This window comes from Enterobacter sp. GD03975, from assembly GCF_029838645.1.
Lineage (GTDB): Bacteria > Pseudomonadota > Gammaproteobacteria > Enterobacterales > Enterobacteriaceae > Enterobacter > Enterobacter quasihormaechei.
In genome coordinates, this window is the sequence record NZ_JAOBZC010000002.1 from 122,210 (window position 1) to 147,992 (window position 25,783).

Annotated in this window: 21 protein-coding genes and 1 pseudogene; 16 read left to right on the forward strand and 6 right to left on the reverse strand. The window is 55.6% G+C overall.

Annotated elements, in window-relative coordinates:
• The first annotated feature begins 1 nt into the window (after position 1).
• The 7 genes from kdpB to potE all read left to right on the forward strand — a co-directional run bounded on the left by kdpB (position 2) and on the right by potE (position 10,146).
• Positions 2–2,050 (forward strand): potassium-transporting ATPase subunit KdpB, encoded by a 2,049-nt coding sequence (gene kdpB, locus N5C09_RS04235; protein WP_279748517.1) that lies wholly within the window; start codon positions 2–4, stop codon positions 2,048–2,050.
• A gap of 11 nt (positions 2,051–2,061) precedes the next feature.
• Positions 2,062–2,637, forward strand: a complete 576-nt coding sequence (gene kdpC, locus N5C09_RS04240; RefSeq protein ID WP_279748518.1) for a potassium-transporting ATPase subunit KdpC — start codon at positions 2,062–2,064, stop codon at positions 2,635–2,637.
• Entirely contained in the window at positions 2,638–5,325 is a 2,688-nt protein-coding gene (gene kdpD / locus N5C09_RS04245; RefSeq protein ID WP_279748519.1) for a two-component system sensor histidine kinase KdpD, read from the forward strand.
• Positions 5,322–5,999 (forward strand): two-component system response regulator KdpE, encoded by a 678-nt coding sequence (kdpE, locus tag N5C09_RS04250; RefSeq protein ID WP_063866098.1) that lies wholly within the window; start codon positions 5,322–5,324, stop codon positions 5,997–5,999. Before kdpD ends, kdpE begins: the two co-directional genes overlap by 4 nt.
• 278 nt (positions 6,000–6,277) lie before the next feature.
• The gene (gene speFL / locus N5C09_RS04255; RefSeq protein ID WP_003858645.1) at positions 6,278–6,382 is read left to right on the forward strand and encodes a leader peptide SpeFL; all 105 of its coding nucleotides are present in this window, start codon (positions 6,278–6,280) and stop codon (positions 6,380–6,382) included.
• A 255-nt stretch (positions 6,383–6,637) separates the two neighbouring features.
• Complete coding sequence (gene speF / locus N5C09_RS04260; protein ID WP_193036239.1) at positions 6,638–8,836, forward strand: ornithine decarboxylase SpeF; 2,199 nt, start codon at positions 6,638–6,640, stop codon at positions 8,834–8,836.
• The gene (potE, locus tag N5C09_RS04265) at positions 8,833–10,146 is read left to right on the forward strand and encodes a putrescine-ornithine antiporter (protein ID WP_006809601.1); all 1,314 of its coding nucleotides are present in this window, start codon (positions 8,833–8,835) and stop codon (positions 10,144–10,146) included. The genes speF and potE overlap by 4 nt, the downstream gene beginning before the upstream one ends.
• Positions 10,147–10,236: 90 nt before the next feature.
• On the opposite strand, the gene pgm is transcribed toward potE, so the two are convergent.
• Positions 10,237–11,877, reverse strand: a complete 1,641-nt coding sequence (gene pgm / locus N5C09_RS04270) for a phosphoglucomutase (alpha-D-glucose-1,6-bisphosphate-dependent) (protein ID WP_112792606.1) — start codon at positions 11,875–11,877, stop codon at positions 10,237–10,239.
• A 24-nt stretch (positions 11,878–11,901) separates the two neighbouring features.
• Positions 11,902–12,447, reverse strand: coding sequence for a replication initiation negative regulator SeqA (seqA, locus tag N5C09_RS04275; RefSeq protein ID WP_063449359.1), 546 nt, complete (start codon positions 12,445–12,447; stop codon positions 11,902–11,904).
• 183 nt (positions 12,448–12,630) lie between these two features.
• Here seqA and ybfF point away from each other — a divergent pair, with 183 nt between their 5' ends.
• The 4 genes from ybfF to fur all read left to right on the forward strand — a co-directional run bounded on the left by ybfF (position 12,631) and on the right by fur (position 15,244).
• Positions 12,631–13,404, forward strand: coding sequence for an esterase (gene ybfF / locus N5C09_RS04280; RefSeq protein ID WP_279748520.1), 774 nt, complete (start codon positions 12,631–12,633; stop codon positions 13,402–13,404).
• A 128-nt stretch (positions 13,405–13,532) separates the two neighbouring features.
• Positions 13,533–13,820, forward strand: a complete 288-nt coding sequence (gene ybfE / locus N5C09_RS04285) for a LexA regulated protein (protein WP_063866095.1) — start codon at positions 13,533–13,535, stop codon at positions 13,818–13,820.
• 155 nt (positions 13,821–13,975) lie between these two features.
• On the forward strand, positions 13,976–14,506 hold the full coding sequence (gene fldA / locus N5C09_RS04290; protein WP_003858653.1) for a flavodoxin FldA: 531 nt from the start codon (positions 13,976–13,978) through the stop codon (positions 14,504–14,506).
• A 291-nt stretch (positions 14,507–14,797) separates the two neighbouring features.
• Entirely contained in the window at positions 14,798–15,244 is a 447-nt protein-coding gene (fur, locus tag N5C09_RS04295; RefSeq protein ID WP_003858655.1) for a ferric iron uptake transcriptional regulator, read from the forward strand.
• 91 nt (positions 15,245–15,335) lie between these two features.
• Here fur and chiQ read toward each other — a convergent pair whose 3' ends face one another.
• Together chiQ and chiP are read right to left on the reverse strand one after the other, a co-directional pair.
• Positions 15,336–15,662, reverse strand: coding sequence for a ChiQ/YbfN family lipoprotein (chiQ, locus tag N5C09_RS04300; RefSeq protein ID WP_279748665.1), 327 nt, complete (start codon positions 15,660–15,662; stop codon positions 15,336–15,338).
• Between the two features lie 47 nt (positions 15,663–15,709).
• A complete protein-coding gene (chiP, locus tag N5C09_RS04305) occupies positions 15,710–17,107 on the reverse strand; it encodes a chitoporin (protein WP_107534927.1) in 1,398 nt (465 codons plus the stop codon).
• A gap of 93 nt (positions 17,108–17,200) precedes the next feature.
• Between chiP and N5C09_RS04310 the strand changes: the two are divergent.
• Positions 17,201–17,293, forward strand: a pseudogene (locus N5C09_RS04310) (methionine synthase); the annotation flags it as partial.
• A gap of 260 nt (positions 17,294–17,553) precedes the next feature.
• Here N5C09_RS04310 and glnS read toward each other — a convergent pair.
• Together glnS and nagE are read right to left on the reverse strand one after the other, a co-directional pair.
• Positions 17,554–19,221 carry a glutamine--tRNA ligase gene (glnS, locus tag N5C09_RS04315; RefSeq protein ID WP_063866092.1) on the reverse strand — a complete coding sequence of 556 codons (1,668 nt, stop codon included), beginning with the start codon at positions 19,219–19,221 and terminating at the stop codon, positions 17,554–17,556.
• 170 nt (positions 19,222–19,391) lie between these two features.
• Positions 19,392–21,341 (reverse strand): PTS N-acetyl glucosamine transporter subunit IIABC, encoded by a 1,950-nt coding sequence (gene nagE, locus N5C09_RS04320; protein WP_107534926.1) that lies wholly within the window; start codon positions 21,339–21,341, stop codon positions 19,392–19,394.
• A 325-nt stretch (positions 21,342–21,666) separates the two neighbouring features.
• Here nagE and nagB point away from each other — a divergent pair, with 325 nt between their 5' ends.
• The 4 genes from nagB to nagD are packed head-to-tail and all read left to right on the forward strand — an operon-like array spanning position 21,667 to position 25,698.
• A complete protein-coding gene (gene nagB / locus N5C09_RS04325) occupies positions 21,667–22,467 on the forward strand; it encodes a glucosamine-6-phosphate deaminase (RefSeq protein WP_003858663.1) in 801 nt (266 codons plus the stop codon).
• Between the two features lie 55 nt (positions 22,468–22,522).
• On the forward strand, positions 22,523–23,671 hold the full coding sequence (gene nagA, locus N5C09_RS04330) for an N-acetylglucosamine-6-phosphate deacetylase (RefSeq protein ID WP_063449365.1): 1,149 nt from the start codon (positions 22,523–22,525) through the stop codon (positions 23,669–23,671).
• An 8-nt stretch (positions 23,672–23,679) separates the two neighbouring features.
• On the forward strand, positions 23,680–24,900 hold the full coding sequence (locus N5C09_RS04335) for an N-acetylglucosamine repressor (RefSeq protein WP_102750595.1): 1,221 nt from the start codon (positions 23,680–23,682) through the stop codon (positions 24,898–24,900).
• Positions 24,901–24,945: 45 nt separating this feature from the next.
• Positions 24,946–25,698 carry a ribonucleotide monophosphatase NagD gene (nagD, locus tag N5C09_RS04340; RefSeq protein WP_063449367.1) on the forward strand — a complete coding sequence of 251 codons (753 nt, stop codon included), beginning with the start codon at positions 24,946–24,948 and terminating at the stop codon, positions 25,696–25,698.
• Positions 25,699–25,783 lie beyond the last annotated feature (85 nt).

Here is a 25,783-nt window from a genome sequence, read left to right on the forward strand (position 1 = left end):
CATGAGTCGTAAACAACTGGCCCTGCTCGAACCGACCTTAGTTCGTCAGGCCCTCATGGATGCGGTAAAAAAACTGAGCCCTCGCGTGCAGTGGCACAACCCGGTGATGTTTATCGTCTGGATGGGGAGCGTACTCACCACCGCGCTGGCGATTGCCATGGGAACGGGCCACCTGGCGGGCAATGCAGCCTTTACCGGCGCCATCAGCCTGTGGCTGTGGTTTACCGTGCTGTTCGCCAACTTCGCCGAAGCGCTGGCGGAAGGCCGCAGTAAAGCGCAGGCCAACAGCCTGAAAGGGGTAAAAAAGACCGCTTTCGCGCGCAAATTACGTGAACCGAAATATGGCGCGGAGATGGATCACGTGCCGGCGGATGAACTGCGTAAAGGTGACGTGGTGCTGGTGGAAGCCGGCGACATCATCCCCTGCGACGGGGAGGTCATTGAAGGCGGCGCATCGGTGGACGAAAGCGCCATCACCGGGGAATCCGCCCCGGTGATCCGCGAGTCCGGCGGCGACTTCGCCTCCGTAACGGGCGGGACCCGCATTCTTTCCGACTGGCTGGTGATCCAGTGCAGCGTTAACCCGGGCGAAACTTTCCTCGACCGGATGATCGCTATGGTCGAAGGCGCACAGCGTCGTAAAACGCCGAACGAAATTGCCCTGACCATTCTGCTGGTGGCGCTTACCCTCGTCTTCCTGCTGGCAACGGCGACCCTGTGGCCGTTCTCCGCCTACGGCGGTACGGCGGTCAGCGTTACCGTGCTGGTGGCCCTGCTGGTGTGCCTTATCCCCACGACGATCGGCGGCCTGCTTTCCGCGATTGGCGTGGCGGGGATGAGCCACATGCTGGGCGCGAACGTTATCGCCACCAGCGGACGCGCCGTGGAAGCGGCGGGCGACGTAGACGTGCTGCTGCTGGATAAAACCGGGACCATCACCCTGGGGAATCGTCAGGCATCTGAATTTTTACCCGCCCCCGGCGTGGATGAAAAAACGCTGGCCGACGCGGCGCAACTCTCCTCTCTGGCCGATGAAACGCCGGAAGGCCGCAGCATTGTGATCCTGGCCAAGCAGCGCTTCAACCTGCGCCAGCGCGACGTGCAGAGCCTGCACGCCACCTTCGTGCCGTTCACCGCGCAAACCCGGATGAGTGGGATCAACATTCAGGACCGGATGATCCGTAAAGGGTCGGTTGACGCCATTCGTCGTCATATTGAGGCAAACAATGGCCACTTCCCGCCTGAGGTGGACAAGCTGGTTGAAAACGTGGCGCGTCAGGGGGCGACACCTCTGGTGGTGGCGGAAGGAGCAAGCGTGCTGGGCGTGATAGCCCTGAAGGATATCGTTAAAGGCGGTATCAAGGAGCGTTTCGCCCAGATGCGCAAGATGGGCATCAAAACGGTGATGATCACCGGGGATAACCGCCTCACCGCGGCCGCCATTGCCGCCGAAGCGGGCGTGGATGATTTCCTTTCCGAAGCCACACCGGAAGCGAAACTGGCGTTGATTCGTCAGTATCAGGCGGAAGGCCGTCTGGTGGCGATGACGGGCGACGGCACTAACGATGCCCCGGCGCTGGCGCAGGCCGACGTGGCGGTGGCGATGAACTCCGGTACGCAGGCAGCAAAAGAGGCGGGCAACATGGTCGACCTCGATTCGAACCCGACCAAGCTGATCGAAGTGGTGCATATCGGCAAACAGATGCTGATGACGCGCGGCTCGCTGACCACGTTTAGCATCGCCAACGACGTGGCGAAGTATTTCGCCATTATCCCGGCGGCGTTTGCGGCGACCTATCCGCAGCTGAACGCCCTGAACGTGATGCACCTGCACTCCCCGGCGTCGGCCATCATGAGCGCGGTGATTTTCAACGCCCTGATCATTGTCTTCCTCATCCCGCTGGCGCTGAAAGGGGTGAGCTATAAGCCGCTGACGGCCGCCGCCATGCTGCGCCGCAACCTGTGGATTTACGGCCTGGGTGGGCTGGTGGTGCCCTTTATCGGGATCAAGGTTATCGACGTGCTGTTAACGCTGTTTGGGCTGGTTTAAAGGTGAATCAAATGACGATGTTACGTCCCGCTATACTGTTGTTTATTCTGCTGTCTCTGATTACCGGCGGGCTCTACCCGCTGGTGACCACGGCGCTCGGCCAGTGGTGGTTTAAGGACCAGGCCAACGGCTCGCTGATTATCCAGAACGGTGAAAACCGGGGCTCGCGCCTGATTGGGCAGAACTTCACGGGCGCAGGCTACTTCCAGGGACGCCCTTCCGCCACTGCGGAAAGCCCGTATAATCCAATGGCGTCCGGCGGCAGCAATCTGGCAGGCAGCAATCCCGCGCTGAATAAAGCCATCGCTGAACGCGTTGCCGCCCTGCGCGCCGCCAATCCTCAGGCCAGCCGTGAGGTGCCGGTTGAGCTGGTCACCGCGTCGGCCAGCGGGCTGGACTACAGCCTGACGCCGGACGCGGCGGCATGGCAAATTCCGCGCGTGGCCGCCGCCCGCCAGCTGCCCATCGAACAGGTGAGCAAGCTGGTCGCAGAGCACACGCAAAAGCCGCTGGTCAGCTTCATCGGCATGCCGGTAGTGAACATTGTTGAGCTGAATCTGGCGCTGGACGCGCTAAGGAAAAACTAAATGACCGACGAGCCCATGCGCCCGGATCCGGACAGGCTGCTTGAACAGACGGCGGAAGCCCATCGCGGCAAGCTGAAAATTTTTTTCGGTGCCTGTGCGGGCGTCGGGAAAACCTTCGCCATGCTGACGGAAGCCCAGCGGCTGCGGGCGCAGGGGCTTGATATTCTCATCGGCGTAGTGGAAACCCACGGTCGCAAAGAGACGGCGGCGCTGCTGACGGGACTGGCGACGCAGCCGCCCCAGCGCATTAACCATCGCGGGCGGCTGGTCACGGAGTTCGATCTGGATGCCGCCCTCGCCCGACGACCTGCGCTCATTCTGATGGACGAACTGGCGCACAGCAACGCGCCGGGCTCGCGTCATCCGAAGCGCTGGCAGGATGTTGAGGAGCTGCTTGAAGCCGGCATCGACGTCTTCACCACGGTGAATGTTCAGCATCTGGAAAGCCTGAACGACGTGGTGAGCGGCGTCACCGGCATTCAGGTGCGGGAGACCGTCCCCGATCCGTTTTTTGATTCTGCCGATGAGGTTGTTCTGGTTGACCTGCCGCCGGACGATCTGCGCCAGCGCCTGCACGAAGGCAAGGTGTATATTGCCGGCCAGGCCGAACGCGCCATCGAACATTTCTTCCGCAAGGGAAACCTGATTGCCCTGCGCGAGCTCGCCCTGCGCCGCACTGCCGATCGCGTTGATGATCAGATGCGCGCCTGGCGAGACCTTCAGGGGCGAGAGCGCGTCTGGCACACGCGGGACGCCATTCTGTTATGCATTGGCCACGGCAGCGGCAATGAAAAGCTGGTCCGCACTGCCGCCCGGCTTGCGGCAAAGTTTGGCAGCGTGTGGCACGCGGTATACGTCGAAACGCCGCAGCTTCACGCCCTGCCGGAGAATCAGCGCCGCGCCATTCTGAGCGCGCTGCGGCTGGCTCAGGAGCTGGGCGCGGAAACCGCAACCCTTTCCGATCCGCAGGAAGATAAAGCCATTCTGCGCTACGCGCGTAAGCACAACCTGGGCAAGATTGTCATTGGGCGTCGCCAGCATCGCCGCTGGTTTAGCCGGGAATCTTTCGCCGACAGGCTGGCCCGCCGCGCGCCGGATCTCGATTTAGTCATCGTCGCGCTGGATGACAGGCCCGCTCCCCTGCCCAACCGCGCGCCGGACGCCCGCGCTTTTGGCGATAAGTGGCGCATGCAGATCCGCGGCTGTCTGGTGGCCGTGGTGCTCTGCGCCCTGATTACGGTGATTGCCAGCCAGTGGCTCATCGCCTTCGACGCCGCCAATCTGGTCATGATTTATCTGCTGGGCGTCGTCGTGGTCGCCCTCTTTTACGGCCGCTGGCCGTCGGTGCTGGCAACGGTGATCAACGTCGTCAGCTTCGATCTGTTCTTTATTGCGCCACGCGGGACGCTTGCCGTCTCGGACGTGCAGTACATTTTGACTTTTGCCGTGATGCTTACCGTCGGGCTGGTGATCGGGAACCTGACGGCGGGCGTGCGCTACCAGGCGCGCATTGCCCGCTACCGCGAGCAGCGCACGCGACATCTTTACGAAATGTCAAAATCGCTTGCGGTCGGCCGCACGCAGCAGGATATCGTCCAGACCAGCGAGCAGTTTATTCGCTCAACGTTTCATGCCAGCAACCTGATTTTACTCCCCGACGAGCACGGACATCTTCGCCCGCTTACCTCGCCTTCGGGCATGACGCCGTGGGATGAAGCGATTGCCCGCTGGAGCTTCGACAAAGGGTTACCCGCCGGTGCCGGAACCGACACCCTGCCCGGCGTGCCTTACCAGATCCTGCCGCTGCGCAGCGCGGATAAAAACCACGGGCTGGTCATCGTGGAGCCGTCTAACCAACGCCAGCTGATGATCCCCGAGCAGCAGCGCCTGCTGGAAACCTTCACCCTGCTGGTCGCTAGCGCCCTTGAGCGGCTGGCGCTTACCGCCAGCGAAGAGCAGGCGCGGCTGGCAAGCGAGCGTGAAAGCATCCGCAACTCGCTGCTGGCGGCGCTTTCCCACGATCTGCGCACCCCGCTCACCGTGCTGTTTGGTCAGTCCGAAATTCTCACGCTGGATCTGGCGGCGGAAGGGTCGAAGCATGCGGTACAGGCCAGCGAAATTCGCCAGCACGTGCTGAATACCACGCGCCTGGTGAATAACCTGCTGGACATGGCGCGCATTCAGTCCGGCGGTTTTAACCTCAAAAAAGAGTGGCTTACGCTTGAAGAGGTTGTCGGCAGCGCGCTGAAGATGCTGGAGCCGGGTCTGGGTGGACGCCATATTGCGCTGAACATGCCGGAACCCCTGACGCTCATACATGTTGATGGCCCGCTGTTTGAGCGCGTCCTGATTAATCTTCTGGAAAACGCGGCTAAATACGCCGGAGCAAAAGCGCAGATTGGGATCGCCGCCGGGGTAGATACGCAAACGCTGCGGCTTGAGATCTGGGATACCGGGCCGGGTATTCCGGCGGGTCAGGAGCGCGCCATTTTCGATAAATTTGCGCGCGGCAATAAGGAGTCCGCCATTCCGGGCGTTGGCCTGGGGCTGGCGATCTGCCAGGCGATTGTCGACGTGCATGGCGGCACCATTTCAGCCGAGAACCGCCCGGAAGGTGGCGCACGCTTTTGTGTTACACTTCCTCTTGAAACTCCACCAGAACTTGATGATTTACCAGAGGATATGTGATTAACGTTCTGATTGTTGAAGATGAGCTCGCTATCAGCCGATTTCTGCGCACCGCGCTGGAAGGCGACGGTTTGCGCGTTCATGAAGCCGGTACGCTTCAACGGGGGTTAATCGAAGCCGCGACCCGCAAGCCGGACCTGGTGATTCTGGATCTGGGGCTCCCGGATGGCGACGGCATTGATTTTATTCGCGAAGTGCGTCAGTGGAGCCAGATGCCGATTCTGGTCCTTTCAGCCCGCACCGAAGAGGCGGATAAAATCGCCGCGCTGGATGCCGGAGCGGATGATTATCTGATTAAACCGTTTGGCATTGGCGAGCTACAGGCCCGGCTTCGTGTGGCGCTGCGTCGTCACAGTGCCACAACCCCTTCTGATCCGGTGTACGCCTTTGGCGATATCCGCGTCGATCTTGCTGCCCGCCGCATTGTGCGGGGAGAAGAAGAGGTTCACCTCACGCCCATCGAATTTCGTCTGCTGGCCGTGCTACTCAACAACCATGGAAAAGTGCTAACGCAGCGACAGCTCTTAAGCCAGGTCTGGGGGCCGAATGCTGTTGAGCATAGTCACTATTTACGCATTTATATGGGACACCTTCGCCAGAAACTTGAAGCCGATCCCGCGCGTCCGCGTCATTTATTAACAGAAACCGGTATTGGCTATCGGTTTATGATCTGAATAAGTATTCAAATCAATCTTAAATAAAGAAAGTCATCACCCTGAATATGTCATGAAAATAATGCAGAGGTTATTTTCATGGCTATATTCGTCCTTCCCAAACACAATTCAAACACCAATTTAACATCAAGCCAACAAAACAGCATTTTGATCTGCATTATTCATCAAAAACGACTAATTATTTCTGAAATGATCGGTTAATGGTGATCTGATTCACAGTTAATCCCTTTTTCCTGGATAAAATGACCATGCTTTCAATTACTGAAAGGAAACTGAACATGGAAAACAATAATCGTTTAATGCCCCATATAAGGCGGACAACACATATCATGATGTTTGCCCACCGTAACTGTTTTGACTTTCATCTCTTCAACGCCCGGTAGTCCTTCGACTTCTGGCGCATCTGCTTACAGGTCTTCCTGAAACTTGCTATTTTACAGGCGCTTGCCTGTGAACACCTGCGCTTACTTTCTGCAATTCAGATTCTCCGCAACCGGGCGGACTGAATTCTACTCAGCAAAAAGCAATTAACTGATTTCGTATCAGCGGCCACGCTTTGCTTTTTTTTCCTGGAAATAATCGATTTCTTTATTGCAAGAAGTCGAGGGCCCCATATTGCCTGAAATAAAGATAAAAAGATGAAAACGTTAAAAATTGCCGTCAGCCGTGCCTGTCCTGAATGCTTTACCACGTCGCGTGAAATTGTGGACATCAGCGCATCGGACTATATTGATGTGGCAGCCGTGGTGCTGGCCGTAAGCGATATTTTCACTGGTGCCATAGAAGAAATAGACGCCACAGGATTTGGTATTCCGGTGTTTATTGCCACCCATAAAGAAGAAAGGGTTCCGGCTGAATATTTGTCCCGTATTCACGGCGTTTTTGAGTACTCTGACACCAGCAATGAATTCTACGGACGCCAGCTTGAGGCGGCGGCGCAGAAGTACGAAACCCAGCTTCGCCCGCCGTTCTTCCGCGCGCTGGTCGATTACGTCCAGCAGGGGAACAGCGCGTTTGACTGCCCGGGGCATCAGGGAGGCCAGTTCTTCCGTCGCCATCCGGCGGGGAATCAGTTTGTCGATTTCTTTGGCGAAACGCTATTCCGCGCCGATCTGTGCAACGCCGATGTGGCAATGGGCGATCTGCTGATCCACGAGGGCGCGCCCTGCATCGCCCAGCAGCATGCGGCAAAGGTCTTTAATGCCGATAAAACCTACTTCGTGCTGAACGGCACCTCCTCATCCAACAAGGTGGTACTCAATGCGCTGCTCACGCCGGGCGATCTGGTGCTGTTCGATCGCAATAACCATAAATCTAATCATCACGGCGCGCTGTTACAGGCAGGAGCGACGCCGGTTTATCTCGAAACGGCGCGCAACCCGTACGGGTTTATCGGCGGTATTGACGCGCACTGTTTTGAAGAGAGCTACCTGCGGGAGCTGGTGTCAGAGGTCGCGCCTGGCCGCGCGCGGGATGAACGTCCGTTCCGCCTGGCGGTGATCCAGCTGGGCACCTACGACGGCACCATCTATAACGCCCGTCAGGTGGTGGATAAGATTGGTCACCTCTGTGACTATATTCTGTTTGACTCCGCCTGGGTCGGTTACGAGCAGTTTATCCCGATGATGGCCGACTGCTCGCCGCTGCTGCTGGAGCTGAACGAAAACGATCCGGGCATTCTGGTTACCCAGTCGGTGCATAAGCAGCAGGCGGGTTTCTCGCAAACCTCGCAAATCCATAAGAAGGACAGCCATATCAAAGGCCAGCCGCGCTATGTCCCGCATAAGCGACTCAACAACGCCTTCATGATGCACGCCTCCACCAGCCCGTTTTATCCGCTGTTTGCCGCCCTGGATATCAACGCCCGCATGCACGAGGGGCAAAGTGGGCGCAACATGTGGATGGACTGCGTCGTGACGGGTATCGACGCGCGAAAACTGATCCTTCAGAACTGTCAGTTTATTCGCCCGTTCGTGCCGGAGACGGTGGACGGCCGTCCGTGGGAAAGCTGGGATACGGCGGAAATCGCCACCGATCTGCGCTTCTTCCATTTCGTTCCGGGCGAACGCTGGCACGCATTCGAGGGATATGCCGAGCATCAGTATTTTATCGATCCGTGCAAGCTGCTGCTGACCACGCCGGGCATCAACGCCCGTACCGGTGAGTACGAAGATTTCGGCGTGCCCGCCACCATCCTTGCCAACTTCCTGCGTGAAAACGGCATCGTGCCGGAAAAATGCGACCTCAACTCCATACTCTTCCTGCTCACCCCGGCGGAGGACATGGGCAAATTGCAGCAGCTCGTCGCCCAGCTGGTGCGTTTCGAAAAACTGCTCCAGAGCGATGTGCCGCTAAAAGAGGTTCTGCCCTCTCTCTGTAAGCAACATCCGGATCGTTACGCGGATTACACCCTTCGCCAGATTTGTCAGGAGATGCATGACCTTTATGCCCGCCACAATGTGAAACAACTGCAAAAAGAGATGTTCCGTAAGTCTCACTTCCCGCGCGTCATGATGAACCCGCAGGAGGCGAACTACGCGTACCTGCGCGGTGAGGTCGAACTGGTCTCCCTGCGCGATGCACAAGGCCGTATCGCCGCCGAAGGTGCGCTGCCTTACCCACCGGGGGTGCTGTGCGTGGTGCCGGGTGAAGTCTGGGGCGGTTCCGTGCTGCGCTACTTTGCCGCACTGGAAGACGGAATCAACCTGCTGCCGGGCTTTGCGCCGGAGTTACAGGGGGTTTACATCGAGGAGCGTGACGGTCGCAAAGAGGTGCGCTGCTACGTCATCAAACAACCTGCCGCTCAGCCAGCGCTGCTGAAAGGAGAAAAATTATGAGTAAAGCTAACAAGATGGGCGTAGTGCAACTCACTATTCTCACCATGGTGAACATGATGGGTTCCGGGATCATCATGCTGCCTACCAAGCTTGCTGAGGTGGGGACCATTTCGATTATCTCCTGGCTCGTGACCGCCGTGGGCTCGATGGCGCTGGCGTGGGCGTTTGCCAAGTGCGGAATGTTCAGCCGCAAGTCAGGCGGGATGGGGGGCTATGCCGAATATGCGTTCGGTAAGTCCGGTAACTTTATGGCGAACTACACCTACGGCGTGTCGCTGCTGATCGCTAACGTGGCGATTGCCATTTCCGCTGTCGGTTACGGCACGGAGCTGTTTGGCGCGACGCTGACCCCGGTGCAGATTGGGCTGGCAACCATCGGCGTGCTGTGGATCTGTACCGTCGCCAACTTTGGCGGCGCGCGCATCACCGGACAACTCAGCAGCATTACCGTCTGGGGCGTGATCATCCCGGTGGTCGGTCTGTGCATCATCGGCTGGTTCTGGTTCAGCCCGACGCTGTACGCCAACTCCTGGAACCCGCACCACGTGCCGTTCTTCACCGCAGTGGGCTCGTCCATCGCCATGACGCTGTGGGCTTTCCTCGGTCTGGAATCGGCCTGTGCGAATGCTGAAGTGGTGGAAAACCCGGAGAAGAACGTACCCATCGCGGTTCTCGGCGGAACGCTGGGCGCGGCGGTGATCTACATCATTTCGACCAACGTGATTGCGGGGATTGTGCCCAACATGGATCTGGCTAACTCCACGGCACCGTTCGGGCTGGCGTTTGCGCAGATGTTTACGCCGGAAGTCGGGAAAGTCATTATGGGGCTGATGGTGATGTCCTGCTGCGGCTCGCTGCTGGGCTGGCAGTTCACCATCGCTCAGGTGTTTAAATCTTCAGCTGACGAAGGGTATTTCCCGAAAATCTTCTCCCGCGTCACCAAAGCGGATGCGCCGGTACAGGGCATGCTGGCGATTGTGATTTTCCAGAGCGGTTTGTCGCTCATGACCATCAGCCCGTCGCTGAACAGCCAGTTTAACGTGCTGGTCAACCTGGCGGTGGTGACGAACATCATTCCGTACATTCTGTCGATGGCGGCGCTGGTGATTATTCAGAAGGTGGCGAAGGTGGATCCGCGCAAAGCCCGGGCGGCCAATATCGTGGCGCTGATTGGCGCGATCTATAGCTTCTACGCGCTCTACTCGTCCGGCCAGGAAGCAATGCTGTATGGCGCGATGGTGACCTTTATGGGCTGGACGCTGTACGGTCTGGTCTCACCACGGTTTGAACTGAAGAACAAGCATAGTTAAAAAAAAGCCCGGTGGCGCTAGCGCTTACCGGGCCTATGATCGCTGTTGTAGGCCGGGCAAACGCAGTGCCGCCCGGCACACAAACCGCACTTACGCGTTTTTCAGCACTTCGCTGACAATCTCTACCGCTTCTTTCTCAATCTGCTGACGGTGCTCAGCGCCGAGGAAGCTTTCGCAATAGATTTTGTACGCATCTTCCGTACCGGATGGACGCGCCGCGAACCAGCCGTTTTCGGTCATCACCTTCAGTCCGCCGATGGCCGCGCCGTTGCCCGGAGCCGCCGTCAGACGCGCGGTGATCGGGTCACCTGCCAGCGTGCTGGCGCTGACCATTTCCGGAGACAGTTTTGACAGGGCTGCTTTTTGCGCAGACGTGGCGCCCGCCTGAATACGGTTATAGCTTGGCGCGCCAAAACGTTCCGCCAGCTCGTTGTAATGTTCCTGCGGGTTCTTACCGGTAACTGCGGTGATTTCCGCCGCCAGCAGGCACATGATGATGCCGTCTTTATCGGTTGACCATGGGGTACCGTCAAAACGCAGGAAGGACGCACCCGCGCTCTCTTCACCGCCAAAGCCAAAGCTGCCGTCGTGCAGGCCGTCAACAAACCACTTGAAGCCCACCGGCACTTCCACCAGCTTACGGCCCAGTGCGTCGACCACGCGGTCAATCATGGCGGAAGAGACCAGCGTTTTACCAACCGCCACCTCTTTGCCCCACTGCGGACGGTGCTGGAACAGGTAGTTGATGGCAACGGCCAGGTAGTGGTTCGGGTTCATCAGCCCTGCCGGGGTAACGATACCGTGACGGTCGTAGTCCGGGTCGTTGGCAAAGGCCAGGTCGAACTTGTCACGCAGCGCCAGCAGGCCAGCCATTGCGCATTCGGAGGAGCAGTCCATACGGATCGCGCCGTCTTTATCCAGGTGCATAAAGCGGAACGTCTGATCGACGTGATCGTTCACGATAGTCAGATCCAGCTGGTAATGCTCAGCAATGCGTTTCCAGTATTCGATACCGGAACCGCCCAGCGGATCCACGCCCAGCTTCAGGCCAGCTTTCTGGATCGCGGCCATATCGACGATATCCGCCAGCCCTTCCACAAACGGCTGCACCAAATCCTGCTCTTTCACATGACCGGAGGCCATGGCTTCATCCAGCGAGATACGCTTCACGCCGTTCAGGCCATTTGCCAGCAATGCGTTGGCGCGATCTTCCACCACTTTCGTGACGTTGGTATCTGCCGGGCCACCGTTAGGTGGGTTGTACTTGATGCCGCCATCTTCCGGTGGGTTGTGGGACGGGGTGATCACAATGCCGTCAGCCTGCGCGCCCCCTTTTTTGTTGTGTACCAGAATAGCGTTAGACACCGCAGGCGTTGGCGTGAAACCGTTGTTCTCCTGAACAATCACGTCTACGCCGTTTGCCGCCAGCACTTCCAGCACGGAGATAAAAGCAGGTTCAGACAGGGCGTGGGTATCTTTCCCAACATAGCACGGACCGGTGACGCCATTTTTCGCGCGCTCTTCCGCGATGGCCTGAGCAATGGCCAGAATGTGCGGTTCGTTAAAGCTGTGGCGCGCCGCGCTGCCGCGGTGGCCAGATGTACCAAACTTCACTGCGTGTTCTGCGTTGCCCACGACCGGCTTCAGCACGTAGTACTGCGCGGTCAGTTGAGCGACGTTAATCAAATCGCGTTGTTGTGCAGGTTGTCCTGCACGGCTGTGATTTGCCATTGCCTGGTCCTTCTGATGCAAGGGTTAAATTGTACCGCAAACCTTTTCGATCAATTCCGCCGGGAACTGCATGGATTGCATGATATGTTCGATCATGCTGCACTTGCGGCCCGTATTGGTATTCGTGATCACCCAGTATGGCGTACCGGGAACATGTTTGGGCTTGGTTTGATTGCCATTTTGCAGCAGCGTCTGCTCGTCACCTGCGAAGTAAACGCGGGTGCGGCCGTGCAGCGACTCTGTCGCTTCAGCAAAGGCATTGTGATCCAGTGAGTAAAGTGTAGACAGCACCAGCATAAAGCGGTTAACCGCCTTTTTCTGCTCGGCATATTCGTCGGACAGCAGCAGTTCACGCATCGCGCGCACTTTGTCTTTTGCCGGCATGACGGCAGGTTTTACCTGTGCAACAACGCTCGGCTGAGACACGACATCTTTAGTGACGGGAGTGGGCTGTGAGGCGGCGGAAATTTTAAGCATGCGCCGTAAAATGTCGGACGCGCTCTCCCCAATATGCCGCGTCTGGCTGGCAATATACTGATAGAGTTCGTCATCAACTTCGATTGTTTTCATCTTAATCCAGTGCGATATCTTATCTGAATACAAGTCGTTGAGATTATAGGTTCAAATCCCAACAGCGGATAGCGTCAAACCAGGTTGGCGGCAAAAGTCAGATTAAACTGGATCCTTGCCCCCGGGCGGCAGAATGGTCAACATGATACCCTAACCTGACAAACCTAAAAAAAGAACTTTGCCATGAAATTGAATACCCGAGCGCAAACTGCACAATCGCCGAACAATAATTCTCCCATCGTACTGGTTCACGGCCTGTTTGGTAGCCTGGATAACCTGGGCGTGCTGGCGCGCGATTTAGTGACCGATCATGAGATCCTTCAGGTTGACATGCGAAATCACGGTCTTTCCGGGCGCTCGGAAGCGATGACCTACGCGGCCATGGCGCAGGATCTGCTAGATACCCTCAACGCGAATAATATTCAGAAAGCGACGCTCATCGGGCATTCAATGGGCGGTAAAGCGGTGATGGCACTCACCGCGCTGGCCCCCGAGCGGATTTCCGGGCTGGTGGTCATTGACGTTGCGCCCGTCAATTACGACGTTCGCCGTCACGATGAGATTTTCGCTGCCATCAACGCCGTGACGGCGTCAGGCGTCTCCACACGCCAGCAGGCGGCTGCCGTTATGCGCGAGCATCTCGATGAAGAAGGCGTGGTGCAGTTTCTGCTGAAATCATTTGTCGACGGACAATGGCGCTTTAACGTTCCGGTCCTGTGGGATCAGTACTCGCATATTGTGGGCTGGGAAACCGTCCCCGCCTGGCCGCACCCTACCCTCTTCATTCGTGGCGGCAACTCTCCTTACGTTACTGATGCGTACCGTGACGCGCTGCTGGCGCAATTCCCGCAGGCACGCGCTCACGTCATTGCCGGTGCCGGGCACTGGGTACATGCAGAAAAACCTGACGCCGTCCTGCGCGCCATTCGCCGCTATCTCACTGACACCGCGAATTGATTAAAAAGCCAGCGACCGGAAGACGACGGGCTTCCAGTCGTTGGCGTGTGGATTTGGGTGATGTATGATGGCGCGCTTATCGCCCGGGCATTAGCAGGGCGGCGTGTATCCCCCGAAGTCTCAGAATCATGGCCAAAGAACAAACGGACCGTACGACACTAGATCTGTTCGCGAATGAGCGTCGACCGGGACGACCGAAAACGAATCCGCTTTCGCGCGATGAACAGCTGCGTATCAATAAACGCAACCAGCTTAAACGCGATAAAAATCGTGGGCTTAAGCGTGTCGAACTGAAGCTGAATGCCGATGCCGTCGATGCGCTTAACGCGTTAGCTGACGCGCGCAACATCAGCCGCAGCGAACTGATCGAAGAGATGCTGATCGCCCAGCTTGAGACGTTACGCGGCAAGGCGTGAGTCAGAAAATCCTCAATATTACCTTTTTCATGTAGCACAGAGTGCAGTCCTGCGTGATAGCTGTTTCCGCAGGGTTGTCTGTTCTGCTATTATTGCCCTTATCCGTGGACAATTTGCGCCACCATACCATTAAGTTTCAAGAGGTTATTTTACTCATGGCAATCATCGGCATTTTCTTTGGCAGTGATACCGGCAATACTGAAAATATCGCAAAAAACATTCAAAAACAGCTCGGTAAAGACGTTGCTGATGTGCATGACATCGCCAAGAGCAGCAAAGAAGATCTCGAGGGCTATGACATCCTGCTGCTGGGCATCCCGACCTGGTACTACGGTGAAGCCCAGTGTGACTGGGACGATTTCTTCCCGACGCTGGAAGAGGTTGACTTCAACGGCAAGCTGGTTGCCCTGTTCGGCTGCGGCGATCAGGAAGATTATGCGGAGTATTTCTGTGATGCGCTGGGCACCATTCGCGACATCATTGAGCCACGCGGCGCGGCGATCGTCGGTCACTGGCCAACGGCGGGTTACCACTTCGAGGCTTCTAAAGGTCTGGCAGATGACGATCACTTCGTTGGCCTGGCCATTGACGAAGACCGCCAGCCAGAGCTGACCGCTGAGCGCGTAGAGAAATGGGTTAAGCAGGTTCGCGAAGAGCTGAACCTGGACGATATCCTTAACGCCTGATATCCCTGCGGCGCAGCTCCGGTTGCGCCCGTTTTCCAGGTAAAACCGATTAAATTAATTGCTACAAACTTTTAACTTTTTCGCTCAGACCTGTACAATATCCCCCTGGTAAAAAGTGGGTGCCATCGAACAAGTTTGTTGGTGATACCACGTTTTTATAAGCATACTTTGCTTGAGACTTGCAGTTTTCATTTAGCCATGGCAGTTCTATAATGAGACGCATTATCCCAAGTGCATTTTCTGTCACTTCTTCTTTTGAAGTGAATCGTTTAGCAACAGGACAGATTCCGCATGACTGACAACAATACCGCATTAAAGAAAGCTGGCCTGAAAGTAACGCTTCCTCGGTTAAAAATCCTTGAAGTGCTTCAGGGGCCAGACAATCACCATGTCAGTGCGGAAGACCTTTACAAGCGTCTTATCGATATGGGTGAAGAGATTGGGCTGGCAACCGTCTATCGTGTGCTGAACCAGTTTGACGACGCGGGCATTGTTACTCGTCATAATTTCGAAGGCGGCAAGTCCGTGTTCGAACTGACTCAGCAGCACCACCACGATCACCTGATCTGCCTCGACTGTGGCAAGGTCATTGAATTTAGCGATGATTCCATTGAATCACGCCAGCGTGAAATCGCCGCCCGTCATGGCATCCGCCTGACTAACCACAGCCTGTACCTGTATGGTCACTGCGCTGAAGGGGATTGCCGCGAAAATGAACATGCGCACGACGCAAAATAAGTGAGTGTTCATACTCTGAGCCAGCCGTGAGGTTGGCTTTTTTTGCCTGAAAAAAGCCCGGTAAGCGCAGCACTACCGGGCGTAAAGCAACTTATTTATTGTTATTGCGTATCTCGTTCCAGATCTTATCGCAACGCTTCGCCACTTCCTGATCGTTACCTGTTTTACGCGCCTGAATACAGGCCTGGTAATCCATCACGCGAACGTTTTCCTGCGTGGCGAATTGCTCATGGGCTTTGTCTTTTTTCAGCACGTTCAGCACGCTTTGACAGGCCTCAATCTTCTCAGGTGAACCCTGTGCGGTATTGATGCACGCGCTGTAGGCCTCTTTCAGACGGGAGTCCTCTTTCGGCGCCTGCTCCTGCGCACATGCCACCAGCCCGAATGCCAGCAACGCAACGATTACCCTTTTATTCATCATGTTCAGTCTCCATAACGGCGGGACACCGCCCGCCGCAGCATTCATCAGAAGATGGTAAATGGCGCAATGACCATGAATTTCACGTCACGTTCATCCTGGAAGATGTTGCCGTAGCCGCCCGCATAGCTCGGGATATCGGAGTGGTTGTCATACTGGGTGAAGTGCAGTTTGAACATCGTGCCTTTCGCACGGCCCTCCTGAAGGGTGTAAATCGCATCCAGGCTGTATGAAGACTCTTTCAGACGGTAGTTTGGATCGTAGTACGCGTCTGGCGTTGCCATATCCCCGGGCTTCGCATCCCAGGCGTACGCGTAGGATGCTCCCACTGCCCAGCCGGGCAGGTTCCAGTTTTTCAGGTCATACATTGCGCCGAAGAAGACCGCCTTTTCGCCGTCGGCGTTAAAGTCAGAGCGGTTATCCCACCAGATATCCAGACGACCGTTAGAGGAGGCGTAGGTAGGCGTCATACGTTGCAGGAAGTAACCCTGCTGCCCTTCAGCCTTAACCCACGTCCCTTCCAGGCGCAAATCAACCTGGCCGACCTTGTAGCCGAAGGTCAGCGCCTGCAACCATGCGGTCCCGTCATAGATATCATTTACGCTGCCATCGCTGACCTTATCGCGCGTGCCGTAGAACTGATAGCTGGTGCTCAGCGGGCTACCTGCGATATCAAATTTATAGCTGGCCTTAGCAAAGTACTGATCGATATAGCCTTCAGCCTGACCAAACGCCGCTTCCAGCACCAGATCGTTTTTAAAGTCATACTTCGCGCCAAGAGAGTGGAGATACTCGACTTTGGTTTTTTTATCGTTCTGGTAGAACTTGTCCATCTCAATGTGCCACGGCGCTTTGTACTCGTTGGTCCACATATAGGAGAAGCTCAACGCCCCCGCATCGCCGTAGTCAAAATTAGCGCCGGCTTCCGCCCCCTGATAGGTACCTGGCATAAAGCTCCAGTGCGGCGCTAACAGCGTTTGTCCTGTTGGCTGGATATAACCCCCACGCGCCCAGACCGGGCCATATTTGAATTTTGCCGCCGCTTTATAGAGGCTGATACCGCTTTTATCGCCGGACCAGTCTTCGTCGTAGGCTTTGTTGCTGGAGGAGAATGCAATTTCGTTCGGGTGGCCGCTGTCGCCATTTTCGGCCATTTCAATTGCGGTGAAAGCAGCAATATCAATCCCGAACATATCGGCGGCATATCCCGACTGGAAATCCAGGTTGGCGTTCCAGGTCGAGTGAGAAAGGTTGGTTTTGTATTTATTTTCAGTGACGTCTTTACGGTCACGCTCACGCTGCCAGTAATAAATACCGCCCGTGAGGGTGGAATCTTCAATGAAGCCTGCTGCTTTAGCCTCTGGCGCAATCACCAGGCCTGACATTGCTGTCACACCGGCGATAGCCAGCGCCAGCGCACTACGTTTGCCACTGAACGTACGCATAGATTATTCCTCTTTGACGAATTAAAACGCCTTAAACGGCGAAAAACAGAAAAGACCAAAAGGTCAGGGGTAGTCAGAAATACCCTCGAATTAACTACCGTCTTTAGGTTATTTTTCGCGGCGCGAATTATCAATGCTTTTAATCAGGCAAAAGTCAGGATTATGACGAAGAGCACATATTTCGTAGTGCTTTGTAACAATTAGCAGGAGCCGAGTGCTGGCGGGGAACCGGTGGATTTTCAGTAAGTAACGCCATCACTATTTATCTATTTTTATCCCTTTCCGTTTTTCGTAAATAAACAAACTTTTTTTAGAAAAATAAGTAGCACCTCATTGACCCGTTCTGCTGGCTTATAATAATTTCGCCTGCGCTTAACGATATGATCGCTAAATAAAAAAACGCCGCATTACGCGGCGTTTGTTTCTCATTGACCAGAGCAGCGTTATTATTCGCCGATCTTAGTCCAGGTATCGCGCAGACCCACGGTACGGTTAAATACCGGTTTTTCTGCCGTGCTGTAGCGGCTGTCCAGGCAGAAGTAACCTTCACGCTCAAACTGGAACGCCTTGCCGGCCTCAGCGGCCTTCAGGGACGGCTCAGCATAGCCTTGCTTAATGACCAGCGATTCCGGGTTGATGGTTGCGAGGAAGTCTTCCGCCGCACCTGGATTCGGCACGCTGAACAGGCGATCGTACAGGCGGATCTCAACAGGCAGCGCGTGCTGGGCGCTCACCCAGTGGATTACGCCTTTCACTTTACGGCCATCCGCCGGATCTTTGCTCAGCGTCTCTGCGTCGTACGTACAGAAGATGGTCGTGATGTTACCTTCCGCATCTTTTTCTACGCGCTCGGCTTTGATGACATAGGCGTTACGCAGACGCACTTCTTTACCCATCACCAGACGCTTGTACTGCTTGTTCGCTTCTTCACGGAAGTCAGCACGATCGATCCAGATTTCACCGCTGAACGGCACGTCGCGGGTGCCCATTTCCGGTTTGTTCGGATGGTTAGGCATAGAGACCAGCTCGCTTTCGCCCTGCGGATAGTTTTCGATAACCAGCTTAACCGGGTCGATCACCGCCATCGCGCGCGGCGCGTTTTCGTTCAGATCTTCACGGATGCAGGATTCCAGTGAGGCCATCTCAATGGTGTTGTCCTGCTTGGTGACGCCGATACGTTTGCAGAACTCACGAATGGACGCGGAGGTGTAGCCACGACGACGCAGGCCAGAAATGGTCGGCATGCGTGGGTCGTCCCAGCCTTCAACGTGCTTGTCGGTGACCAGCAGGTTGAGCTTACGCTTGGACATCACGGTGTATTCCAGGTTCAGACGAGAGAATTCGTACTGACGCGGATGCACGGGAATGGTGATGTTATCCAGCACCCAGTCGTACAGACGACGGTTGTCCTGGAACTCCAGCGTACACAGCGAGTGCGTAATACCTTCCAGCGCATCGCTGATGCAGTGGGTGAAGTCGTACATCGGGTAGATGCACCACTTGTTACCGGTCTGGTGGTGTTCAGCGAACTTAATGCGGTACAGCACCGGGTCGCGCATCACGATGAACGGAGATGCCATGTCGATTTTGGCACGCAGGCACGCTTTGCCTTCTTCGAAGCCGCCGGCACGCATTTTTTCAAACAGCGCCAGGTTCTCTTCCACGCTGCGATCGCGGAACGGGCTGTTTTTGCCGGGCTGAGTCAGCGTACCGCGGTATTCACGGATTTCGTCAGCAGACAGCTCGTCAACGTAAGCCAGACCTTTGTTGATCAGTTCAACCGCATAGGCATACAGCTGATCGAAATAGTCTGAGGAGTAGCAGATATCGCCAGACCAGTTGAAGCCCAGCCATTGCACGTCGTTTTTAATCGACTCAACGTATTCGATGTCTTCTTTAACCGGGTTGGTGTCATCGAAACGCAGGTTGCACTGCCCCTGGTAGTCTTGCGCGATACCAAAGTTCAGGCAGATCGATTTAGCGTGACCAATGTGCAGGTAGCCGTTTGGCTCCGGCGGGAAACGCGTGTGCACCGTGGTGTGCTTACCACTGGCCAGATCTTCATCGATGATCTGACGAATAAAGTTACTCGGGCGGGCTTCTGCCTCACTCATCGTGGATTCCTCAAAGCGTAAACAACGTATAACGGCATATGATCTTATAAGCCGGACGTAGTGACAACCCTTAAAACGTTCCAGAAGAAAATAATGGGGGCATTTGCTGCAAAAAAAAGCGGCGGAGGATTTCCCCCCGCCGCTAAAGGCATAACTCTACTCAGGAGCGATTACTTGCCTTTAATCTCATACAGTGGCGTCTGGCCCGCAACTACCTGACCCTGCGCCTGGAGTACCAGACCGCTGAAGTCGTCGATGTTGCTGCACACCACAGGGCTTATCATGGAGCGCGCGTTGGCGTTCAGGAAGTCCAGATCCATTTCCAGGATCGGCTGACCTGCCACCACTTCGGCACCCTCTTCTACCAGGCGAGTAAAGCCCTGACCGTTCAGCGCAACGGTATCGATACCCATATGGACAACGATCTCCGCGCCTTTCTCAGTTTCCAGGCAGAACGCATGGTTGGTATTGAAGATTTTCACGATAGTACCGGCTGCCGGAGAGACCACGGTTTTGTCCGTTGGCTTCACGGCCACGCCGTCGCCTACGGCTTTGCTGGCGAACGCTTCGTCAGGCACCTGCTCAAGCGCAACCACGTCACCCGTCACCGGAGAAACCAGCGCAGCGATGGTCACCGCATTTGGCACAGCCTGCGGCTTCGCAGCCGGAGCGTCGGCCACTGGCGCGCTGTCCGCTGAGGCGGCAGCAACCGGGCCACGGGCAACCACTTTTTTCATTTCATCGCCGATAGATTCGGCTTTCGCACCCACGATAACCTGGATGGTTTGTTTGTTCAGCTTCACCACGCCAGATGCGCCCAGGCGTTTACACATTGCATCGCTTACGCGCGCAGAGTCGCCCACGGTCAGACGTAGACGGGTAATACAGGCATCAATCGCTTTCAGGTTATCGGTACCGCCTACAGCGGCAATGTAGCTGGTTGCCAGCTGGGTTAAACCTTCTTCGGTATTGCTGTTGGCTTCACTGGTCACCACATCTTCTTTCGTGTCTTCGCGGCCCGGCGTTTTCAGGTTAAACATGCGAATAACCGCGCTGAACAGAACGAAGTAGATAACGAAGAAGATCAGGCCCATCACCACCAGCATCCAGACGTTGCTGCTTGCCGCCGGCAGGTTGTACATCAGCACGTAGTCGATGGCGCCTGCGGAGAAGGAGAAGCCAGCATGGATGCCCAGAAGAGTAGCAACGAACAGGCTGATACCGGTCAGGATGGCGTGCATGAGGTACAGCAGCGGCGCCAGGAACATGAACAGGAATTCCAGCGGCTCGGTCACGCCGGTCAGGAAAGCCGTTACCGCAACGGACAGCAGCATACCGCCCACCATCGGGCGACGCGCTTTTGGCGCGGCCAGGTACATTGCCAGCGCAGCGCCAGGCAGACCAAACATCATGATTGGGAAGAAACCGGACATGAACATGCCCGCGGTGCCGTCGCCTGCGTAGAAGCGGTTGATATCACCGTGGAATACCGCGCCGGCCGCGTTGGTGAACTCACCAATCTGGAACCAGGCGATGGTGTTCAGTACCTGATGCAGACCGGTTGGGATCAGCAGACGGTTAATGAAACCGAAGATGCCCGCACCCATTGCGCCCGCAGAGACGATCCACTCGCCGCCCGCATGGATAGCGTGCTGCACCGGTGGCCAGACGTAGCCAAAGATGGCTGCCAGGATCAAACAGAAAAAGCCCGTCGCAATCGGCACAAAACGTTTACCGCCGAAGAAGCTCAGGAAGTCAGGCAGTTTGATACCTGCCCAGCGGTTGTACACGGCGCCACCGACCAGACCGGTAATGATACCCGCCAGTACACCCATGTTGATTTCCGGGTTGATGGTTACCATCGCTTTCGTGAGGATGAAGTAACCTACCGCCCCTGCCAGTGCCGCAGCACCGGCGCTGTCTTTTGACCAGCTTGACGCCACGCCGATGGCGAAGATCAGCGCAAGGTTGTCAAAAATGGCGCCGCCTGCCTGGGCAATAAACGGCACGTTAAGAAGATCGGGTTGCCCGAATCGCAGCAGCAACGCTGCAACCGGTAGCACGGCGATAGGGAGCTGCAAAGCCCTACCGAGGCGCTGGAAAAAACCTAAAATATTCATCCTATTCCCCCTACGAGACCCATTGTTAAGACTCGCGCATAAACTATGTTTTTATTGTGTCACGAACGATAGATACAGTTGATGATTCACTGGCAGTGTGAGTGTGTGAAAAATTAATTCGTATCGCAAATTAAACACCTATTTTTTGTGATTATTGTCACCAAATATCGTATTAAACCCTCCCTTTCACTGGCTAACGACGAAAACTTATTTTATCATTCAAAAAATCAAGACGGATTGATCCGGCCTGAAAGGTTCCAGGTTACGCTTAGTTCAGGTTGCACTAATCATCCGCCCACTTTTACTTAAACTTTAGAGGTGAATAATGAGACTGATTCCCCTGGCAACAGCTGAACAAGTCGGAAAATGGGCTGCTCGTCATATCGTTAACCGCATCAACGCGTTCAAACCAACAGCCGATCGTCCTTTCGTTCTCGGTCTTCCAACCGGCGGCACGCCACTGACCGCGTATAAAGCGCTGGTTGAAATGCATAAAGCGGGCCAGGTTAGCTTCAAGCACGTTGTGACCTTCAACATGGACGAATATGTCGGCCTGCCAAAGGAACATCCGGAAAGTTACCACAGCTTTATGCACCGTAATTTCTTTGATCACGTTGATATTCCGGCTGAAAATATTAACCTGCTGAATGGAAACGCGCCTGATATTGACGCAGAATGCCGTCAGTATGAAGAAAAAATCCGTTCCTACGGTAAAATCCACCTGTTTATGGGCGGCGTGGGCAACGATGGCCACATCGCGTTCAACGAACCGGCATCTTCACTGGCTTCCCGCACCCGTATTAAAACGCTAACTCATGACACGCGTGTGGCTAACTCCCGCTTCTTTGACGGCGACGTCAATCAGGTGCCTAAATATGCGCTGACCGTGGGCGTGGGTACGCTGCTGGACGCTGAAGAAGTGATGATTCTGGTGCTGGGTGCCGTGAAAGCGCAAGCGCTTCAGGCTGCCGTTGAAGGTAACGTGAACCATATGTGGACTATCAGCTGCTTGCAGCTGCATCCAAAAGCGGTTGTCGTGTGTGACGAACCGTCCACTATGGAACTGAAAGTGAAAACGCTGAAATACTTCAACGAGTTAGAAGCTGAGAACATCAAAGGTCTGTAATTGAATAACCGCCTCTTCTGTCCGAGGCGGTCGCTTTTTTTAACCGGGGGTCGATATGTACGCTTTAACCCACGGTCGGATTTATACCGGCCATGAAATTCTGGATGACCATGCGATTGTTATCGCCAATGGCCTGATTGAACGTGTTTGCCCGCTGGCGGAACTGCCGCCGGAGATCGAACAGCGCTCACTCAATGGAGCTGTAATCTCCCCCGGTTTCATCGACGTACAGCTTAACGGCTGCGGCGGTGTCCAGTTTAACGATACCGCAGAAGCGGTGACGGTTGAAACGCTGGAAATCATGCAGAAAGCCAACGAGAAATCGGGCTGCACCAGCTATCTGCCGACGCTTATCACCAGCAGCGATGACCTGATGAAACAGGGTATCCGCGTTATGCGCGAGTACCTGGCAAAACACCCGAACCAGGCGCTGGGTCTGCACCTGGAAGGACCGTGGCTGAACATGGTCAAAAAAGGCACCCATAACCCGAACTACGTGCGCAAGCCGGATGCCGAGCTGGTTGACTACATGTGCGCCAATGCCGACGTGATCGCTAAAGTGACGCTGGCGCCGGAAATGACCGGCACGGACGTTATCAGCAAACTGGCCGCTGCCGGGATTGTGGTGTCTGCGGGCCATTCAAACGCGACGCTCAAAGAGGCGAAAGCCGGCTTCCGCGCAGGCATTACCTTTGCCACACACCTTTATAACGCGATGCCGTATATTACTGGCCGCGAACCCGGGCTGGTTGGTGCCATTCTGGATGAACCAGACGTCTACTGCGGCATTATCGCCGACGGCTTGCATGTGGATTACACCAACATCCGCAACGCCAAGCGTCTCAAGGGCGACAAGCTCTGCCTGGTAACGGATGCTACCGCTCCGGCAGGGGCAAATATTGACCAGTTCATTTTTGCTGGTAAAACAATATACTACCGGAATGGACTGTGTGTGGATGAGAACGGCACGCTGAGCGGTTCTTCTCTGACGATGATCGAAGGGGTGCGTAACCTCGTTGAGCATTGCGGTATTGCGCTTGAGGAAGTGCTGCGCATGGCCACGCTGTATCCGGCGCGAGCCATTGGCGTCGATAAACAGCTCGGGGGTATTGCGCCAGGTATGGTTGCAAACCTGACGGCGTTCACACACGATTATAAAATTATTAAGACCATCGTTAATGGTAACGAGGTCGTCACTGAGTAAGTAAAAGTATGACACCAGGCGGACAAGCTCAAATCGGTAATGTCGATCTCGTTAAACAACTTAACAGCGCGGCAGTTTATCGCCTGATTGACCAGCACGGGCCAATCTCACGCATTCAGATAGCCGAACAAAGCCAGCTTGCTCCCGCCAGCGTGACAAAAATCACGCGTCAGCTCATTGAGCGCGGTCTGATCAAAGAAGTGGATCAGCAGGCCTCCACCGGAGGCCGCCGCGCGATTTCCATCGTCACTGAAACCCGCAATTTTCAGGCGATTGGCGTCCGCTTAGGCCGTCATGACACCACGCTTACGCTCTACGATCTGAGCAGCAAAGCCATTGCCGAAGAGCACTACCCGCTGCCCGAGCGCACGCAGGAAACGCTCGAACACGCCTTACTGAATACCATCGCGCACTTTATCGAAAGCTGTCAGCGCAAGATCCGCGAGCTGATTGCCATTTCGGTCATTCTGCCCGGCCTGGTCGACCCGGAGAGCGGCGTTATTCGCTACATGCCGCATATTAACGTGGAGAACTGGGGGCTGGTTGAAGCGCTGGAAAAGCGCTTTAAGCTAACCTGTTTTGTCGGGCACGATATTCGCTCCCTGGCGCTGGCGGAGCACTACTTTGGTGCGAGCCAGGACTGCGAAGACTCTATTCTGGTGCGCGTACACCGCGGTACGGGCGCAGGCATTATCTCCAATGGCCGTATTTTTATTGGTCGTAACGGCAACGTGGGCGAGATTGGTCATATCCAGGTTGAACCGCTTGGCGAACGCTGCCACTGCGGTAACTTTGGCTGTCTTGAAACCGTTGCCGCGAATGCCGCCATTGAACATCGCGTTCGCCATCTGCTGGAGCAGGGTTACCAGAGCCGCGTCACGCTGGACGATTGTAAGATCGGCGCCATCTGCAAGGCGGCAAATAAAGGCGATGCGCTGGCCTGCGAAGTGATCGAACAGGTAGGACGGCACCTGGGTAAAACCATCGCCATTGCCATCAACCTGTTTAATCCGCAAAAAGTGGTGATTGCCGGCGAGATCGTGGAAGCCGAAAAAGTGTTACTGCCTGCCATTGAAGGCTGCATCAATACCCAGGCGCTGAAGGCATTTCGCCAGAACCTGCCGGTAGTGCGCTCTACGCTGGATCACCGCTCGGCAATTGGCGCATTCGCCCTGGTAAAACGTGCCATGCTCAACGGGATCCTGCTGCAACATTTGCTGGAATCCTGATCGGACCTTATAGTAACGCCTTCTTTTTTTGATGTCGGATTGTCCATGACCATTAAGAATGTAATTTGTGATATCGACGGCGTGCTGATGCACGACAACGTTGCCGTGCCGGGTGCTGCGGAGTTTCTTCACCGCATCATCGACAAAGGAATGCCACTGGTTCTTCTCACGAACTACCCTTCACAGACTGGTCAGGATCTGGCAAACCGCTTTGCGACTGCGGGCGTTAATGTCCCGGACAGCGTGTTTTATACCTCCGCTATGGCAACGGCGGATTTCCTGAAGCGTCAGGAAGGCAAGAAAGCCTACGTGGTCGGCGAAGGCGCGCTGATCCACGAGCTGTATAAAGCGGGCTTTACCATCACCGACGTGAACCCGGACTTTGTCATCGTGGGTGAAACGCGCTCCTTTAACTGGGAGATGATGCATAAAGCAGCCTACTTTGTCGCCAACGGTGCGCGTTTTATCGCCACCAACCCGGATACGCACGGTCGTGGTTTTTATCCCGCCTGCGGTGCGCTGTGCGCCGGTATCGAAAAAATCTCTGGCCGTAAGCCGTTTGTTGTCGGCAAACCAAGCCCGTGGATCATTCGCGCCGCGCTGAATACGATGCAGGCACACTCGGAAGATACCGTCATTGTTGGCGACAACCTGCGCACCGATATTCTGGCCGGTTTCCAGGCGGGGCTTGAAACCATTCTGGTGCTTTCTGGCGTCTCGCAGCTTGATGACATTGATACGATGCCCTTCCGGCCAAGCTGGATTTACCCTTCTGTCGACGAAATCGACGTTATTTGATTCAGAACCACGCCCCAGGGCGTGGTTTTTCATTTCTGGCGTCGTAAAACATACCGTCATCTAACAAAAACCGCCTTTTACTGAA

What these genes read in the sequence shown, in the direction of transcription:
- nagA (WP_063449365.1), top strand. Translation starts at nt 22,523, where the DNA reads ATGTACGCTTTAACCCACGGTCGGATTTATACCGGCCATGAAATTCTG.
- potE (WP_006809601.1), top strand. Translation starts at nt 8,833, where the DNA reads ATGAGTAAAGCTAACAAGATGGGCGTAGTGCAACTCACTATTCTCACC.
- ybfE (WP_063866095.1), top strand. Translation starts at nt 13,533, where the DNA reads ATGGCCAAAGAACAAACGGACCGTACGACACTAGATCTGTTCGCGAAT.
- seqA (WP_063449359.1), bottom strand. Translation starts at nt 12,447, where the DNA reads ATGAAAACAATCGAAGTTGATGACGAACTCTATCAGTATATTGCCAGC.
- N5C09_RS04335 (WP_102750595.1), top strand. Translation starts at nt 23,680, where the DNA reads ATGACACCAGGCGGACAAGCTCAAATCGGTAATGTCGATCTCGTTAAA.
- glnS (WP_063866092.1), bottom strand. Translation starts at nt 19,221, where the DNA reads ATGAGTGAGGCAGAAGCCCGCCCGAGTAACTTTATTCGTCAGATCATC.
- nagE (WP_107534926.1), bottom strand. Translation starts at nt 21,341, where the DNA reads ATGAATATTTTAGGTTTTTTCCAGCGCCTCGGTAGGGCTTTGCAGCTC.
- ybfF (WP_279748520.1), top strand. Translation starts at nt 12,631, where the DNA reads ATGAAATTGAATACCCGAGCGCAAACTGCACAATCGCCGAACAATAAT.
- nagB (WP_003858663.1), top strand. Translation starts at nt 21,667, where the DNA reads ATGAGACTGATTCCCCTGGCAACAGCTGAACAAGTCGGAAAATGGGCT.
- chiQ (WP_279748665.1), bottom strand. Translation starts at nt 15,662, where the DNA reads ATGAATAAAAGGGTAATCGTTGCGTTGCTGGCATTCGGGCTGGTGGCA.
- nagD (WP_063449367.1), top strand. Translation starts at nt 24,946, where the DNA reads ATGACCATTAAGAATGTAATTTGTGATATCGACGGCGTGCTGATGCAC.
- kdpD (WP_279748519.1), top strand. Translation starts at nt 2,638, where the DNA reads ATGACCGACGAGCCCATGCGCCCGGATCCGGACAGGCTGCTTGAACAG.
- kdpB (WP_279748517.1), top strand. Translation starts at nt 2, where the DNA reads ATGAGTCGTAAACAACTGGCCCTGCTCGAACCGACCTTAGTTCGTCAG.
- speFL (WP_003858645.1), top strand. Translation starts at nt 6,278, where the DNA reads ATGGAAAACAATAATCGTTTAATGCCCCATATAAGGCGGACAACACAT.
- fur (WP_003858655.1), top strand. Translation starts at nt 14,798, where the DNA reads ATGACTGACAACAATACCGCATTAAAGAAAGCTGGCCTGAAAGTAACG.
- fldA (WP_003858653.1), top strand. Translation starts at nt 13,976, where the DNA reads ATGGCAATCATCGGCATTTTCTTTGGCAGTGATACCGGCAATACTGAA.
- speF (WP_193036239.1), top strand. Translation starts at nt 6,638, where the DNA reads ATGAAAACGTTAAAAATTGCCGTCAGCCGTGCCTGTCCTGAATGCTTT.
- pgm (WP_112792606.1), bottom strand. Translation starts at nt 11,877, where the DNA reads ATGGCAAATCACAGCCGTGCAGGACAACCTGCACAACAACGCGATTTG.
- chiP (WP_107534927.1), bottom strand. Translation starts at nt 17,107, where the DNA reads ATGCGTACGTTCAGTGGCAAACGTAGTGCGCTGGCGCTGGCTATCGCC.
- kdpC (WP_279748518.1), top strand. Translation starts at nt 2,062, where the DNA reads ATGACGATGTTACGTCCCGCTATACTGTTGTTTATTCTGCTGTCTCTG.